Origin of the sequence: Aurantibacter sp. (genome assembly GCF_039941195.1) — a bacterium.
Lineage (GTDB): Bacteria > Bacteroidota > Bacteroidia > Flavobacteriales > Flavobacteriaceae > Aurantibacter_A.
This window is the reverse complement of sequence record NZ_JBDVFA010000041.1, coordinates 1-16,566: the sequence shown is the minus strand read 5'-3', so window position 1 is coordinate 16,566 and position 16,566 is coordinate 1. Positions and strand designations below refer to the sequence as shown.

The following is a 16,566-nucleotide window of genomic DNA, read 5'->3' as shown; positions in this document are numbered from 1 at the left end:
ATTATGCTAACTTAAAATAATCAATAAAGGTGTTTAAATCCTTATCTCCACGGCCTGATAAATTAACCACAACAATATCATCGGCTTTAAATTTTCTTTTCTCGAAAATTGCAAATGCATGTGAAGATTCAATTGCTGGGATAATTCCTTCTAATTTCGAAACCATTAGCCCTGCATTCATTGCGTCATCATCTGTTATTGAAATAAATTCACCCCTTCCAGACGCAAATAAGTTCGCATGCATGGGTCCAACACCGGGGTAGTCCAAACCTGCTGATATCGAATATGGTTCTGTGATTTGACCATCGGGAGTTTGCATTAACAGTGTTTTGCTACCGTGAATAATTCCTATTTTACCTAAAGCTGAGGTGGCTGCACTTTCACCTGAATCTATACCGTGGCCAGCAGCTTCAACAGCTATAATGCCAACTTCTTCTTCATCTAAATAATGATAATATGCACCAGCAGCATTACTTCCGCCACCGACACAGGCTACTACAAAATCTGGATTCTCACGACCCTCTTTTTCTTTTAATTGCCATTTTATTTCTTCCGAAATAATGGATTGAAAACGAGCAACCATATCTGGGTAGGGGTGTGGGCCAACTACTGAGCCAATAATGTAATGCGTATTTACTGGGTTATTAATCCAATCGCGAATAGCTTCATTTGTTGCGTCTTTTAATGTGCGACTCCCCGAAAGTGCCGGTCTAACTTCAGCACCTAGCATTTTCATTCGAGCTACGTTAGGTGCTTGTCGTGCAATGTCTATTTCACCCATATAAACAACACATTCTATACCCATTAAGGCACATACAGTTGCTGTTGCTACGCCATGTTGGCCGGCGCCGGTTTCTGCTATAATTCTGTTTTTACCTAATTTTTTAGCCATTAAAATTTGACCAATAGTGTTATTCACTTTGTGGGCACCAGTATGGCATAAGTCTTCGCGCTTTAGATAAATTTTGGTGTTATATTTTTTGGAGAGGCGCTCTGCAAAATACAATGGAGTGGGGCGACCTACATAATCTTTTAGCAATTGTTCAAATTCTGTCTTAAAAGATTCTTCTTCCATTATGCGAACATAATTTAATCGCAATTCTTCACAATTTGGATAAAGCATTTCTGGAATGAAAGCCCCTCCGAATTCACCGTAATATCCTTTTTCGTTCGCTTGGTAACTCATTTAAATGTCAGTTTTTAGTTGACTGTTGTCAGTTAGCAATTTTTTAAACTCGCTCAATTTTTTAATATTTTTTAACCCTGGTTCAATCTCAAATCTGCTGTTTACATCAATGGCAAAACAATATTTTGATTCGGGTCTTTTTGCAAATTCTAATATAGAATCCATTTCTTCTAACCCTATTCCTCCACTTAAAAAGTAGGGCTTAGTTGAAGGATATTTTTTTAATAAACTCCAATTAAAGGAATACCCATTGCCACCAGGTAATTTTCCTTTTGTATCGAATAAGTAATAGTCGCAAACATCTTCGAATTGTCGTAGTTGAACAAAATCGAAATCGTCTTTGATTGAAAAAACTTTTATGATTTTTAATTGCGGAATATGCTTTTTTAGTTCATCGCAAAAAGCAGGACTTTCTTTTCCGTGTAATTGTGCATAAAGTAATCCAAATTGTTTAACTAATGTTTTGATTTCAGCTATACTGGCGTCTACAAATACTCCTACCTTTTTTACACTATGTGGTAAATTTGGCATGTTGCCTTCGAAATGTCTTTTCGAAGGTTCCCAGAAAATAAAACCCAAAAAATCAGGTTTTAATACACCAACATCAAGCGTGTTGTTATTCATGCCACAAACTTTGAGCTTAAAAGTTTTCGGTTTCATGTTGGTTTTATTTTCAATATTTGAATACTTATAGTCCAAAAAATTAATTTAGTTTTTGTATAAATTCTGCCGCACTTTTTCCGGGGTTAGTTGTTTTCATGAAATTTTCACCAATTAAAAATCCTTGATAGCCATATTGCTTTAAATCCTGTATTGCCTCTATAGAACTTATGCCACTTTCGGAAACTTTTACAAATTCGTCCGGTATTAATTGCGATAGGTCTTTGCTAGTTTTTAAATCAACACCGAAGGTTTTCAAATTTCTATTATTGACGCCTAACATATCTAAGCTGGGCATAATAGATTTGTTCAATTCTTCTTCGTTATGTACCTCTAATAATACATCCAAATTCAAAGATTTCGCTAATTTTGAAAAGTTTTTAATTTCTGCGTTCGATAAAATTGCTGCAATTAATAAAATAACATCTGCTCCATGCGCCTTTGCTTCAACAATTTGATATTCATCAATAATGAATTCTTTACGTAACAAAGGCATTTTTACACAGGCCCTCGCTAAAATTAAATCTTCTAAAGAGCCTCCAAAATATTTAATATCAGTTAGCACACTCATACCACAAACACGGGCATTTTCATAACCTTTTGCAACTTGACCTACATTTGTATTTTGGTTGATAGTAGACTTTGAAGGGGAGCGTCGTTTATGTTCTGCAATTATGCCCGAATTGCTGTTTCGTAGTGATTCTGCTAATGAATTAGCACCACGATTAAACAGTTCAGATTGTTCGTATTGAGAAATTGATATTAGCGATTTTTTTAGGCTAACTTCTTTTCTTTTATCTCTTACTATTTTATCAAGTATGTTCATTTTTAAATAGCACTTAATTCCTGTAATTTCCGTAAAGCTTTTAACCCACTTCCGTTTAAAAGCGATTCTTTAGCTTGATCAAAACCTTCTTTTGGATTTAAATTTTTAACGGTAGCGATTGCGATTCCAGCGTTAGCACAAACTACATTGTTTTGAGCTTCACTTCCTTTTCCTTGTAATACATTCATGAAAATCTGCGCAGATTCTGCGATTCCTTCACCTCCTACAATTTCTGATTGCATAATTTTATTTACACCAAAATCTTCAGGTTTAAGCATGCCCTCAGTATTGTTTGAAATGGTTTTAGTATTTCCAGTAAGTGATATTTCATCATAACCGTCTAATGCATGTAAAACTGTAAAATTTTTATCTGTATTCTGATAAAGATAACCATACATTCTGGCTAATTCTAAATTAAATACGCCTACCATTTGGTTTTTTGGAAATGCCGGATTTACCATTGGCCCTAGCATATTAAAGAAAGTTTTTACGCCTAATTCTCTTCTTATTGGCGCAACATTTTTCATTGCTGGGTGGAATAGGGGAGCATGTAAAACGCATATACCTGCCTCATCAATAGACTTTTTTAAGAAGTCCGCTTCGTTACTGAATTTAATTCCTAAAAATTCCATAACGTTACTACTTCCGCATTTAGAAGACACTCCATAATTGCCATGTTTTGTAACTTTAACATCAGCTCCAGCGGTTACAAAAGAAGCTAAAGTTGAAATATTAAAAGTGTCTTTTCCATCACCTCCAGTGCCACATAAGTCTATAGGATTATATTCAGATAGGTCTACAGCTAAACAAAGTTCTAATAGTGCATCCCTAAAACCTTCCAGCTCTTCGATAGTGATACTACGCATCATATAAACTGTTAAAAAGGCAGCAATCTGACTCGTATTGTAATCACCTTTAGCGATATTCACTAAAATCTGCTTTGCATCTTCTTTTTCAAGAATATCATGATTAATGAGCTTGTTAAGTGTTGCTTTCATGTTTTGTTTGTAATATTTAGTCTTTAGTTAGTAGTGATTAGTATGCTATTATTTTTTAGCTTTTTAACCAATTTTCTAAAATCTTTTTGCCTTCTGGAGTTAAAACTGATTCAGGATGAAATTGTACAGCGCTAACATCGTAATCTTTATGACGAAGCGACATAACTTGTCCATTCTCATCTAAAGATGTTGCTATTAAATCCTTTGGTAAATTTTTATTTACGACCCAAGAATGATACCTGCCAACTTCAATTTCTTTAGGTATGTTTTTGAAGAGAATATCGTCTTCAATAATATTTATTTTGGTTGAAGTACCATGATAAACCTTGTCTAAGTTTACTAGTGATCCGCCAAAAACTTCAGCTATCGCCTGTTGTCCTAAACACACGCCAAAAATACTTTTTGTTGCCGCATATTTCTCAATTATTGCTTTTAGTAAGCCAGCTTCCTCGGGTATACCTGGGCCTGGAGATAATACTATTTTGTTAAAAGTATCTACTTCTTGTAGCGTAAGTTGGTCATTTCTTTTTACTGTTACATTGCATCCTAAATCCTCTAAATAATGCACTAAGTTATACGTAAAGCTGTCGTAATTATCTATTACTAAGACATTCTCACCCGTAGTACTTGAAGGGGAAGAATGAGTTGATGTCGCTGTATTTTTACTGTTCATTTTTGTTTTTTTAATCCACTCCATATTGGAGGGTTGATGAAGGATATTTAAATATCTTCCGCTATTTTCATGGCTTTAGTAAGCGCACCTAATTTGTGATATGTTTCTAATAATTCTGTTTCTGGGTCTGAAGCAGCAACTAAACCAGCACCAGCCTGATAATGTAATTGATGATTTTTGCTTAAAAAAGTTCGAATCATAATTGCATGATTAAAGTTTCCAGAAAAATCCATAAAACCAATGGCTCCACCATAATAACCACGACTAGTTTTTTCGTATTTCTCAATCAATTGCATTGCCATATGCTTAGGTGCTCCACTAAGTGTGCCAGCAGGAAAAGTGTCCGCTACTACTTTCATAGTTGGAATATCTTTTTTCTTCTGACCGATAACTTTTGAAACCAAATGTATAACATGTGAGAAAAATTGAACTTCTCTGTAATTTGCAACTTTTACCATGTTGCCATTTCGGCTAAGGTCATTTCTGGCGAGGTCAACTAACATAACATGTTCACTATTTTCTTTGTCATCTTCAGTTAACTCTTTCGCTAGTATGGCATCTTTTTCATCATTACCTGTTCTTTTAAATGTGCCTGCTATAGGGTGTATTTCTGCAGACCCATCCTTTACAATTAATTGTGCTTCTGGTGAACTTCCAAAAATTTTAAAATCTCCAAAATCAAAATAAAATAAATATGGAGAAGGATTCACAGACCGTAACGCTCTATATACATTAAATTCGTCTCCTTTAAAACCTTGTGAGAACCTACGTGAAAGTACGAGTTGAAAAACATCGCCACGGTAACAATGCTTTTTTGCTAAACGTACATGTTCTCGATATTCTTCGTCTTCGAGATTAGAAACTACTTCACCTTCCATAGAAAAATTGTAGGAAGCAAAACTGCGAACATTTAAAATCTGTTCTATTTCAGCAATATTTGATTCCCTATTAAAACAATGCGCAAAAATATAGGCCTCATTTTTAAAATGATTAATCGCTATGATATTCTGGTATACGGCATAGTATATGTCCGGTATTTCAAGTGAATTTTCCTTTTTAGAAATAGTTACATCTTCATAATAACGAACTGCATTGTAGGCCATATAGCCAAAAAGACCATTGTTGATGAATTTAAAGTCATTGATTTCTGAAATGAAATTTTTACTAAAACCATCGATTATATCAACCACATTGGTTTGTTCGTTAATATTGGTTTCACGTGAACTACCATCAGGAAAATGTTCCTCAATAACTTCATTTTCAACTTTTATTGAAGCGATTGGGTTGCAACATATATAGGAAAAACTGTTGTCATTAGCATGGTAATCACTACTTTCTAGAAGTATACTATTAGGAAAACGATCGCGTATTTTAAGATACATGCTTACCGGCGTAATTGTATCTGCTAGTATTTTTTTATACGTTGTTTTTAATTCAAACTTCATAAATCATATTAATTAAAAAAGGCCTGTCGTGAAGACAGGCCTTATATAGTTTGACTATAGCAATGCTCAGCTCACGATTGTTTTCGAGAGTTGTTCCACCACCATATTTTCGTCATGTAAATATTCATTGGTTCAAATATAGAAATCATTTTTAAACTTGCAAATTAATTCAAATAAAAAACCCCGTTTCATTTAAGAAACAGGGTTAAACTTGTGAGGTCAAGTTTACTTAATACGCTAAATCAACAACAAGGTCGAATTCGTCGTAAATAATTTTGTCACCTAGGTTTTCAAAGAAACTACCTGATTTGTATTTAATGTCATATTTCGCACGATCTACTTTTAAAGTAGCTGTTGCCTTACTTTCGAATAGTGAAATTACGAAAGTTATTGGCTTTGTAATGCCTTTTATTGTTAAATCTCCTGTTACAGTGTAAGATTGATCATTAAAGGGCTTAACGCTTGTAATTTTTAGCGTTGAGGTTTTGTTATTTTCAACAGCAAAGAAATCATCGGATTTTAAATGTCCTTCTAATTTACCCTTCATGTCACCTTCAACATCTGTAGTTACAATGGTAGGCATGTCTACTACGAATTCGCCACCGGTTAACTTTTTACCATTAAATTCTAAATGACCAGATTTTAAATCTACTGTACCCTCGTGTCCTCCACCAACTTTATAGGCTTTCCAAGTTATGGTGCTAGCTTCTGTTTTAATTTCTTTCTTTTCTCCATCTATTGGCTCTGTTGCAGTTGCTGTTGCTCCAAAAACTAATGCCAATGCTAAACTTAATACTGTTTTTTTCATGATAATTCAAATTTGTGTTTTTCCAGAATAATCCGGAATTAGTTAATATTACGTGTTGTTATTTTTATGTTTCTCGATAATTATTTCAATTAATATGCCAATTTTTCGTCCTTATAATTTGTTGAACAAATGATTTAATTCTTTTAATTCTACCTTCGATAAATTTTTCAATAATTCCTTTTCAGCATTGTTTATAGCAATATCCATTTTTTTTAGCGCTTTTTTACCGTTGTCTGTAATAGTTATTTCTACTTTTCTACGGTTCGACGGGCATGTAATTCGGTCTACATAACCTTTTGTTATAAGCTTGTCTACAAGCCTGGTTGTATTGCTCATTTTGGTTATCATTCGATCATTTAACGTGGATAGATTTGCAGGGTTTCCATTTTGCCCTCTTAGAATACGTAAAACATTAAATTGTTGTGAGGATACATCAAAAGGTTTTAAGACATTTGAAATTGATTCATTTATTTTACTATTTATCAATAAAAAGTGAATAATAGTTCTGCTTTCTATTGGTATTTTATTTTCTGTTTGTAAAACTTCTTCAACATTCATGTCTCTACAATAATTGTATATACAAATGTATAATAAATTTTGTTCTGTGGTATTATTCAATAGCCAATTAATTGTTAATTATATTTTTACATAATTTTTGCAACAATTAACGTATTTTTGAAATTCAAATCTTAATTGTAAAATTATGTCAGATTTATCACAAATAGAGTGGGAGGAACAATTGGAGGCAGATGATAATGCTATCGTTTTAGATGTTCGAACTCAAGAAGAAGTAGATGATGGCTATATTCCTAATGCTATTCATATAGATATATACAACGGACAGGGTTTTATAGATGAGGTGAACAAACTTGATAAAAGCAAGAACTACTACGTATATTGTAGAAGTGGAAATAGAAGTGGCCAAGCTTGTGCTATATTAGATAGTCTTGGTTTTGAAAATGCCTATAATTTAGAGGGTGGCTTTATGAATTGGGAAGGTGAAGTAGCTGAATAACATCATTGTAAAAATAGTAGGTATTTGTTTTTAAAGTTGTCTAAATCATAGATAAACAAAGGCATAAATAATCTTTACCTAACTATTTAAATTTGCGCGAAGATCTCTTACATTTTATTTGGAAGTATAAAAAACTTCAATTAGAAGAATTGACTACTTCAGAAAATGAACAGCTTAAAGTAGTTGATGTTGGTCTGCATAATCTTCTCACTGGTCCAGATTTTTTTAATGCTAAAGTTAAAATCGACAATCAACTTTGGGCAGGTAATGTTGAAATTCATGTAAAGTCTTCAGACTGGTTTGCGCATAACCATGAACAGGATTCAAACTATAACAATGTAATACTACACGTGGTTTGGGAAGATGATGCAGTGGTTTTTAGAAGCGATGGTTCTAAGATTCCTACTTTAGAATTAAACCAATATATACCAGCATCATTACTATCAAACTATCAAAATTTATTTAGTCAACAGAATAAGACTTTTATAAATTGTGAAAACGACATAGCCCATATTGATGATTTTCAATTTAAAAATTGGAAAGAAAGAATGTTTTTCGAAAGATTAGAAATTAAATCAAAGTTTATATTTGACTTACTAAAAAAATGTAATAACGATTGGGAGCAGGTGCTCTTTAAACTATTACTTAAAAATTTCGGACTAAAAATTAATAGTGATGCTTTTTTGTCTTTGTCTACTGCAATTGATTTCGCTATCATTAAAAAGTTAACCATTGATATAAATGCTTTTGAAAGTGTTTTATATGGAATGTCTCATTTATTGGAAAATAATCAAATTGTAGATGATTATTATAAGCACTTAAAAATGGAGTACCAGTATCAGAAAAGTAAATTTAATTTAGAGAATACCGGTGTTTTGAAGCCACAGTTTTTTAAACTTAGACCATCTAACTTCCCAACTATTCGTTTATCGCAATTGGCTAATTTATATGTCAAAGAAAATAATCTTTTTAGCTCTGTACTCCATAGAAATGATTTGAGTGAATATTATAATTTGTTTAATGTTAAGGCAAGTGATTATTGGAGTAATCATTTTACGTTTGGTAAAATTTCAAAAAAAAGTACTAAAAAATTAACCAAAAAGTTCATCGATTTATTGGTGATAAATACAATTTTGCCGTTGCGATTTTGTTATGCAAAATATAAAGGGAAAGATATTAATGATTTGATTATTCGAATAATGTCTCAAATTAAAAATGAGGAGAATTCTATAGTTTTTGGTTATACTCATTTGAGGTTAGATGTGAAAAACGCAATGGATAGTCAGGCCCTTCTACAATTGTATAACCATTATTGTACAAAAAATAGATGTTTGCAATGCGCAGTAGGTGTAGAATTATTGAAAGGAAATAGTTAGTTTTATAAAATGAATTTTTTCTACAATATTCTTTATTACTTTCAAAAAAGAGGCTTCGAAGTCTGTAGAAGAATTGCAGAGCGTATTGGAATTCGTGCTAGGGTAGTCAGAACATCATTTATCTACTTAACCTTTGCAACATTAGGCTTTGGATTTGCACTCTATTTATTTCTTACGTTCTTACTTAAAATTAAGGATTTGATTTATACTAAAAGAACCTCTGTATTCGACCTTTAATATGCTAAAGCTATTTCGTTCTAAAATATATCTGGCGATTTTTTTACTAGTTAACGTAGTACTTATTGGCGTCTTTGGCTTTCATTTCTTTTATGATTTCGATTGGTTGGATGCCTTTTATATGACCATCATAACAATTACTACTGTTGGTTATAACGAGGTGAACCCTTTGGGAGACTCGGCTAAAATCTTTACTATACTATTAATCATTACAAGTATCTTTATTATTGGATTTGCTATTTCGGTAATCACAGAGTACATTTTAAGCAGAAATACGTTACAAATACTTAAAAAGAAAAGAGTGAAAAATAAAATTGAAGCACTTACTGGTCATATAATTCTTTGCGGTTTTGGTAGAAATGGTTCACAAGCGGCATTAGGGCTCTCTAACTATAAAAAGCCATTTGTGGTTATTGAGCGTGATAAAGAAATTATTGAAAAATTCGAAGAAGATTATCTTTTTATTGAAGGAGATGCTAGCGAAGATGAAACTCTTTTGCAAGCGGGCATAGAAAAGGCTAGGTATTTAATAGCTGCTTTACCAGAAGATGCTGATAATTTATTTGTTGTATTATCTGCCAAACAATTAAACCAAAAGCTTTTTATTATAAGTAGAGCTTCACAAATTAATTCGCAAAATAAATTGCGATTAGCTGGAGCTGATAAAGTGATAATGCCTGATAAAGTGGGTGGTGATCATATGGCAGCCTTGGTGGTAAATCCTGATTTAATAGATTTTATGGATCGTATTTCAAATGTAGCGGATGGCACTCCTAACTTGGAAGAAGTCGCGATAGAAGAATTTGGTGATGAAATGGAATGTAACTCCATTTTTGATTTAGACCTAAGGAGAAAAACAGGTTGCACTATAATAGGATATGTTTCGCCAAATGGAGAATATATTATAAACCCTGCACCAGAATTAAACTTAGAATCTAAAAGTAAAGTTATTGTGCTAGGTAATCCTAACCAGATTAAAAAGCTGAACCAAATGTTTAATATAGAATAATTGGTTTTAAAAAGTTAATACTTGGTCTATTACTTGATAGTGTTGTGTTTTTTTAAGATATTGTTGGCCTAACCTTACTTTAAGATAACCAAAATATAACTTATGAAATACAGGCTTCTTTATTTAATCGCCATTTTGTTTCCCATATTGACCAATGCACAAGAAGCCAAAGAATTAGGTCTCGATCAGCAAATCGACCAAGCCTTTAAACCAGTTTCAGATTTTTTCTCAGCCGTAATATTCTTCGAAATAGCAGGCATACCCTTTGTTTTAATTTTATTAGTAGTTAGCGCGTTGTTTTTTACGCTTTATTTTGGCTTTCCAAATATTAGATATTTTGGTAAAGCTATAAATACGGTACGAGGCAAATATGATGAAATTGAACAACCTGAAGGTCATGGAGTTGAAAAGTCTGATTTAGCGATTGATGGTGATATACCCGATACAATTCGAGATGAAAGCGAAGAAGGAGAAGTGAGTCATTTTCAGGCACTTGCAACAGCTGTTTCCGGTACGGTGGGTAATGGTAATATTGCAGGTGTTGCCTTGGCAATTGCATTAGGTGGTCCTGGGGCTACTTTTTGGATGATTATTTGTGGTTTACTTGGTATGTCTACAAAGTTTGTTGAATGTACATTAGGTGTGGAATATAGAGATGTTGGTGAAGATGGTACCGTATATGGAGGTCCAATGTATTATTTAAGTAAAGGTTTAAAAGACAGGGGCTTCAAAACTATAGGGAAAGTAGCTGCAGTATTTTTTGCTATTTTTTGTATAGGAGGATCTTTTGGTGGAGGAAATGCAGCACAGTCAAACCAAGCTACCATTGTTCTTAAGGAGCTAATGGGCTTCGAAAGTACTAGTGCAGGGGCACTAATTGGTCTCGTACTAGCTATTTTAGTAGGTATAATAATTATTGGAGGAATTAAACGAATAGCATCAGTAACAGAAAAAATAGTGCCGTTTATGGCGGTCATGTACTTATTGGCTTGTTTGTATATCATTTTTAGTAATTTCTCGCTGGTTGATGATGCTATAGGTTTAATAATTTCTGAAGCCTTTAATCCAACCGCTGTAGGTGTCGGCAGTGTCATAGGCGTGCTGTTAGTAGGATTCAAAAGAGCTGCATTTTCTAATGAAGCTGGTGCTGGGTCTGCATCTATTGCGCATTCGGCAGTAAAAACAAAATATTCGGCATCTGAAGGTTTAGTAGCGCTTTTAGAACCATTTATTGATACAGTGGTTATTTGTACCATGACAGCATTGGTAATTATAATATTTAATTTTGGTGGCTATTTTGAATATGGTGGTGATGGAAGTGGAGCTGTATTAATTGATGGGGTATCTTATGAAGGTGCTGGTATTACTTCAATGGCTTTTGCTAAATATATTCCTTATTCTAATGTGTTTTTAACCATAGCTGTAGTGTTATTTGCTGTGTCTACCATGATATCTTGGTCTTATTATGGGCTTCAGTCTTGGAAATTTTTATTTGGAAGAGGTAAGACAGCAGATATGGTTTATAAGTTGTTGTTTTTAATGTTTATTATAATTGGGGCTGCTGCGAGTATGAAGTCTATTTGGGATTTCTCAGATGCTATGATTTTTGCAATGGTATTTCCGAATATGATTGGACTTTATTTCTTATTCCCTGTAGTTAAACAACAATTGATTAAATATCTTGAAGCGATTAAAAGTGTAAAATAGAAAAAAGTGAAAAATATGAAATCCCACTTTACGTTCAGTAAACAAGAACGGAGTGGGATTTTCTTTTTACTCTTATTAATAGTTATAGTGCAAATTGGATATTTTGTTTGGGTGAGTTTTTCGAACAATTACTCAATTGATAAACTGCAAGTCGACACTGATACACAATACCAAATAGATCTGCTTAAAGAAAAAGCTAATCAGAAAGATACGGTGAAGATTTATCCTTTTAATCCAAATTTTATAACTGATTATAAGGGTTATACATTAGGAATGTCTGTAGAAGAAATAAATAGATTGCACGACTTTCGTAAGGGAAATAAATATCTAAACTCAAAAGAAGAATTTCAGGAGATTACTAAAGTCTCTGATAGCCTAGTAAATAAGATTGCTCCTTTTTTTAAATTTCCTGTTTGGGTAAAAAATTCATCTAAACAAAAAGTGAAGGATCAACAGAAGCTAGGCGGCGAAAGGCTTAAAAATAATATAGCTACAAAGGAAAATGAGGTTTTGTTAGATTTAAACTTAGCAACTGCCATGGATTTGAAAGCAGTTTATGGGATAGGTGAGAAGTTGTCTGCTCGGATTATAAAATTTCGTGACCGATTAGGAGGATTTTTAGTTGAAGGTCAATTGTATCATGTTTATGGTCTAGAAGCAGAAGTTATAGATAGGCTTCTTAAAAAGTTTAAAATTAAGACTTTGCCAACAGTGAATAGGATTAATGTAAATACTGCTGCTGTAGATGATTTAACAAAATTGGTGTATTTTAATTATGATATAGCTCAAGAAATTGTGAATTATAGAGATACTAATGGTCAATTTATGGCGTTTGATGAATTAGCTTTAGTAGAAGGATTTCCTAAAGATAAACTTGAGATTATTCAACTATATTTGTTCCTCAAAAATTAGATATGCAAAGTATGTACTTCACCGAAGAACATGAACTATTTAGGGAAAGTCTAAAAGATTTTTTACAAAAAGAAGTTGTTCCCTATATAGAAGAATGGGAAGAAAAAGGTGTTATCGATAAATCTATTTGGCGCAAATTTGGCGAAATGGGTTATTTCGGATTATCGACTCCAGAGGCATTTGGTGGTTTAGGGCTCGATTTATTTTATACTGTCGTATTGCTTGAAGAGTTGCAAAAAATCAATTCTGGGGGTTTTGCAGCTGCTGTATGGGCACATGTCTACCTAGCGATGACGCACTTAAATAAAAATGCTAGTGAAGAGCAGAAAAAAATCTACCTCATTCCTAGTGTTCATGGTGAAAAAATTGGGTGTTTAGGTGTTACTGAACCTTTTGGTGGAAGTGATGTTGCTGGTATGAGAACAACCGCAATTAAAGATGGGGATAACTATATAATTAATGGCTCCAAAACTTTTATAACTAATGGTGTATACGGAGATTATATTGTTTTGGCTGCAAAGACGGATGCTTCTTTAGGTAATAAAGGAATTAGTGTTTTTATAGTCGATTTAAAAAGTGACGGGATAACTGCTAATAAATTAAATAAATTGGGGTGGCGGGCTTCAGATACTGCAGAATTAGCATTTGATAATGTTGTAGTCTCAAAATCCAATTTAATGGGTGAAGAAGGTAGTGGCTTTGGGTTTATAATGCAGGCATTTTCTTTAGAAAGATTGATAATGGGTATTAATGCTCATGCGCGAGCAGAATATGCATTGGATTATGCATTGCAATACATGTCTGAACGTGAAACTTTTGGTAAGCCAATAAACCAATATCAAGCACTACGCCATCGTTTTGTTGATTTGTATGCAGATATGGATATGTGTAAACAATATAATTACTCTGTTGTTTACAGAATGAATAATGGAGAATACGTGGTGCGTGAAGCTACAATATCAAAATTGAAATCTACCCGTATGGCTGATGATGTCGCTTATGATTGTTTACAATTTTTAGGTGGTTATGGTTACATGGAAGATTATCCTATGGCTCGTTTGTTTCGTGATAGTAGGTTAGGACCTATAGGGGGTGGAACCTCTGAAATTTTAAAAGAGATTATAGCGAAAATTGTAATTGATAAAAAAGATTATCGCCCACCAACAAAGTAAATAGGTGCAGATTTATTCTTGACTGAAAATTTAATTCAAGATTTAATAATAAATATTTTGCAGTAATATTTAGCTATTCCATTAAATAAATATATATTTGCACTCCCGTTTTCAAAACGGAGTTAATTTTAATGAAAGGAGGTTGTAGCCTATGTTAATAATACCGATTAAAGAAGGAGAGAATATCGATAGAGCTTTGAAGCGTTTCAAGCGTAAATTCGATAAAACTGGTACGATGCGTCAATTACGTAAACGTCAACAATTTTCTAAACCATCTGTAGTTCGAAGAGCACAGATTCAGAAAGCACAGTACATACAGGGATTACGAGATCAAGAAGATATCTAGAGGTCGTTGTATTTGAATAATATTAAATCTCATCAGTCGCACGATTGATGAGATTTTTTGTTTTAATACAGTGGTATTCTTCTTGCTTCAATACCTGTTTTAAAATCAAGTTTTTATATAGCAGTGGAAACTTTAGTAACTTTGTGTTATGTCTATTCAAGCATTTACAGATTACCTTTTGCATGAAAAGAATTATTCGATTCATACGGTTAATGCGTACCAAAAAGATATTCAAGCATTTGCGAAATTCTGTAAGACTGAATATAATGCTCAAAGTATAGATAGTGCCGATTATAGTCTGATTAGGGCTTGGGTGGTTGTTCTTGTAGATAATCATGTCTCAAATAGAAGTATAAATAGAAAGACAGCTTCCTTAAAAGCATATTATAAATTTCTTCAACGTATAGGTTTGCTGGAGGCTAACCCTTTGTCTAAACATAAAGCTTTAAAAACACCAAAAAAGATAGAGATTCCTTTTTCCGAAGATGAAATGACTAAAGTGTTATCTCAAATAGTTTTTGAGGATAATTTTGAAGGTGTAAGAGATAAATTGATTATTGAGTTGCTATATGCAACTGGTATGAGGAGGGCAGAATTGATTAATCTCAAGATTAGTAATGTAGATTTAAATAATAATGTAGTTAAAGTATTGGGTAAAAGAAATAAAGAACGCTTTGTGCCTCTGTTGCCGAATACTAAAGCTTTGTTTGGTTTGTATTTACAAGAAAGAGAATTGCTCGAGAAAATAAATGACCCTACGTTTACTTTTCTGTCAAAATCGGGTAATAAAGTTTACGGAACTCTTGTCTATAGGGTTATAAATCACTACCTTAGTAAGGTTTCTAGTAAGGTTAAAAGAAGTCCGCACATATTACGACATACTTTTGCAACACACTTACTTAACAAAGGAGCAGATTTAAATTCAGTAAAAGAATTATTGGGTCATTCTAGTTTGGCTTCAACCCAAATTTACACCCATAATAGTATTGCTGAACTAAAAAAAGTGCATGCTATGAGTCATCCTAGAAGTAAAAATTAATCCATTTAACAATATTTAAACGAATCCAATGAAATAATTATAGGCAATTTTTGTTCTTGATAAACCTTGCTGCCTAAATAGAAATGCAGGTTCTACCACTTTTATTAACATTAAAATTAAAATAAATGAAAGTAAATACGCAATCAGTAAATTTTAACGCGGATCGAGAATTAATTGATTTTGTTCAAAATCGATTGAATAAGTTGGAAGTTTTTTATGATAAAATAGTAAGTTCAGATACTTATTTGAAGGTAGAGAATACAAGCTCAAAACTTAATAAGATTGTGGAAATCAGTATACATATACCAAAAGATAAGCTGGTTGTGAAAAAACAATGCAAGACTTTTGAGGAGGCTATTGATTCGGCTTGTAGTTCATTAGAACGATTACTTGTAAAAAAGAAAGAAAAAATGAGAGCATATGCTTGATTAAAATTTTTCATATTTGTTTTTGATTAAACAAAAAAACATATACATTTGCAGTCCGTTAGAAATAGCGGGCTTTTTTTGTGCTAAAATGTACATAAATTGCCGATGTAGCTCAGCTGGCTAGAGCAGCTGATTTGTAATCAGCAGGTCGTGGGTTCGAGTCCCTCCATCGGCTCTAAGGTCTTTAAAATAGTGGGTTTGGGGAGATACTCAAGCGGCCAACGAGGGCAGACTGTAAATCTGCTGACTACGTCTTCGCAGGTTCGAATCCTGCTCTCCCCACTTATTTTAAGATTACATTTGTAAAATGTGAAATTTTGATTTTAAGTGTGTAAAATTAAAATTTTGTGTTTTGTTGTAATTGAAATAAAAAATTATTGCGGGAGTAGCTCAGTTGGTAGAGCGTCAGCCTTCCAAGCTGAATGTCGCCGGTTCGAACCCGGTCTCCCGCTCAAAACATTTTTTTTGGGAATGTATTTTCCTTAAATGTTATTTGAGCGATTTAAGTAAGTGGTACAAATGAAATTTGTATTGGGTTATGTTTTATAGAGCATTTCACATTGTTTAAAATAGCATTTTGTAATTCCTGCGAAGGCAGGAATCTTATTCTTTATAAATAAGGAGTAGGTGTTAAACACTTTACGCCGGCGTAGCTCAGGGGTAGAGCGTTTCCTTGGTAAGGAAGAGGTCACGAGTTCAAATCTCGTCGTTGGCTCAAAAAAAAATTAT

The 16,566-nt window shown here is 33.1% G+C and carries 18 protein-coding genes and 4 tRNA genes; 14 read left to right on the top strand and 8 right to left on the bottom strand.

Annotated elements, in window-relative coordinates:
• Position 1: 1 nt before the first annotated feature.
• The 8 genes from trpB to ABJF52_RS07875 all read right to left on the bottom strand — a co-directional run bounded on the left by trpB (position 2) and on the right by ABJF52_RS07875 (position 7,154).
• Complete coding sequence (trpB, locus tag ABJF52_RS07910) at positions 2-1,186, bottom strand: tryptophan synthase subunit beta (RefSeq protein WP_348148795.1); 1,185 nt, start codon at positions 1,184-1,186, stop codon at positions 2-4.
• A complete protein-coding gene (locus ABJF52_RS07905) occupies positions 1,187-1,846 on the bottom strand; it encodes a phosphoribosylanthranilate isomerase (RefSeq protein ID WP_348148792.1) in 660 nt (219 codons plus the stop codon).
• A gap of 43 nt (positions 1,847-1,889) precedes the next feature.
• On the bottom strand, positions 1,890-2,672 hold the full coding sequence (gene trpC / locus ABJF52_RS07900) for an indole-3-glycerol phosphate synthase TrpC (RefSeq protein ID WP_348148789.1): 783 nt from the start codon (positions 2,670-2,672) through the stop codon (positions 1,890-1,892).
• A 2-nt stretch (positions 2,673-2,674) separates the two neighbouring features.
• A complete protein-coding gene (gene trpD, locus ABJF52_RS07895; protein ID WP_348148786.1) occupies positions 2,675-3,670 on the bottom strand; it encodes an anthranilate phosphoribosyltransferase in 996 nt (331 codons plus the stop codon).
• A gap of 55 nt (positions 3,671-3,725) precedes the next feature.
• Entirely contained in the window at positions 3,726-4,343 is a 618-nt protein-coding gene (locus ABJF52_RS07890) for an aminodeoxychorismate/anthranilate synthase component II (protein WP_348148783.1), read from the bottom strand.
• Positions 4,344-4,390: 47 nt separating this feature from the next.
• Positions 4,391-5,788 (bottom strand): anthranilate synthase component I family protein, encoded by a 1,398-nt coding sequence (locus ABJF52_RS07885; RefSeq protein ID WP_348148781.1) that lies wholly within the window; start codon positions 5,786-5,788, stop codon positions 4,391-4,393.
• Between the two features lie 229 nt (positions 5,789-6,017).
• Positions 6,018-6,596, bottom strand: a complete 579-nt coding sequence (locus ABJF52_RS07880; RefSeq protein WP_348148778.1) for a YceI family protein — start codon at positions 6,594-6,596, stop codon at positions 6,018-6,020.
• A gap of 111 nt (positions 6,597-6,707) precedes the next feature.
• Positions 6,708-7,154 carry a MarR family transcriptional regulator gene (locus tag ABJF52_RS07875; RefSeq protein ID WP_348148775.1) on the bottom strand — a complete coding sequence of 149 codons (447 nt, stop codon included), beginning with the start codon at positions 7,152-7,154 and terminating at the stop codon, positions 6,708-6,710.
• Between the two features lie 145 nt (positions 7,155-7,299).
• Between ABJF52_RS07875 and ABJF52_RS07870 the strand changes: the two genes are divergently transcribed.
• The 14 genes from ABJF52_RS07870 (at position 7,300) to ABJF52_RS07805 (ending at position 16,552) form a co-directional block, all read left to right on the top strand.
• Positions 7,300-7,611, top strand: coding sequence for a rhodanese-like domain-containing protein (locus tag ABJF52_RS07870; protein ID WP_348148772.1), 312 nt, complete (start codon positions 7,300-7,302; stop codon positions 7,609-7,611).
• 92 nt (positions 7,612-7,703) lie between these two features.
• Entirely contained in the window at positions 7,704-8,987 is a 1,284-nt protein-coding gene (locus tag ABJF52_RS07865) for a DUF2851 family protein (protein ID WP_348148769.1), read from the top strand.
• A gap of 9 nt (positions 8,988-8,996) precedes the next feature.
• Complete coding sequence (locus ABJF52_RS07860) at positions 8,997-9,224, top strand: PspC domain-containing protein (protein WP_348148766.1); 228 nt, start codon at positions 8,997-8,999, stop codon at positions 9,222-9,224.
• A 1-nt stretch (position 9,225) separates the two neighbouring features.
• Positions 9,226-10,233: an NAD-binding protein gene (locus ABJF52_RS07855; protein ID WP_348148763.1), complete on the top strand. Its 1,008-nt coding sequence runs from the start codon at positions 9,226-9,228 to the stop codon at positions 10,231-10,233.
• Between the two features lie 102 nt (positions 10,234-10,335).
• Positions 10,336-11,940 carry an alanine/glycine:cation symporter family protein gene (locus ABJF52_RS07850; protein ID WP_348148760.1) on the top strand — a complete coding sequence of 535 codons (1,605 nt, stop codon included), beginning with the start codon at positions 10,336-10,338 and terminating at the stop codon, positions 11,938-11,940.
• A gap of 15 nt (positions 11,941-11,955) precedes the next feature.
• A complete protein-coding gene (locus ABJF52_RS07845; RefSeq protein WP_348148758.1) occupies positions 11,956-12,852 on the top strand; it encodes a helix-hairpin-helix domain-containing protein in 897 nt (298 codons plus the stop codon).
• Positions 12,853-12,854: 2 nt separating this feature from the next.
• Positions 12,855-14,024 (top strand): acyl-CoA dehydrogenase family protein, encoded by a 1,170-nt coding sequence (locus tag ABJF52_RS07840; protein ID WP_348148755.1) that lies wholly within the window; start codon positions 12,855-12,857, stop codon positions 14,022-14,024.
• Between the two features lie 151 nt (positions 14,025-14,175).
• The gene (gene rpsU, locus ABJF52_RS07835; protein ID WP_153755503.1) at positions 14,176-14,370 is read left to right on the top strand and encodes a 30S ribosomal protein S21; all 195 of its coding nucleotides are present in this window, start codon (positions 14,176-14,178) and stop codon (positions 14,368-14,370) included.
• A gap of 148 nt (positions 14,371-14,518) precedes the next feature.
• Positions 14,519-15,409 carry a tyrosine-type recombinase/integrase gene (locus tag ABJF52_RS07830; protein ID WP_348148752.1) on the top strand — a complete coding sequence of 297 codons (891 nt, stop codon included), beginning with the start codon at positions 14,519-14,521 and terminating at the stop codon, positions 15,407-15,409.
• A gap of 125 nt (positions 15,410-15,534) precedes the next feature.
• Positions 15,535-15,837, top strand: a complete 303-nt coding sequence (raiA, locus tag ABJF52_RS07825) for a ribosome-associated translation inhibitor RaiA (protein ID WP_348148749.1) — start codon at positions 15,535-15,537, stop codon at positions 15,835-15,837.
• Positions 15,838-15,938: 101 nt separating this feature from the next.
• Positions 15,939-16,012: transfer RNA gene (locus ABJF52_RS07820), tRNA-Thr, on the top strand.
• A 25-nt stretch (positions 16,013-16,037) separates the two neighbouring features.
• Positions 16,038-16,119, top strand: a tRNA-Tyr gene (locus tag ABJF52_RS07815).
• A 97-nt stretch (positions 16,120-16,216) separates the two neighbouring features.
• Positions 16,217-16,289: transfer RNA gene (locus tag ABJF52_RS07810), tRNA-Gly, on the top strand.
• 191 nt (positions 16,290-16,480) lie between these two features.
• A tRNA-Thr gene (locus ABJF52_RS07805) sits at positions 16,481-16,552 on the top strand.
• Positions 16,553-16,566: the final 14 nt, after the last annotated feature.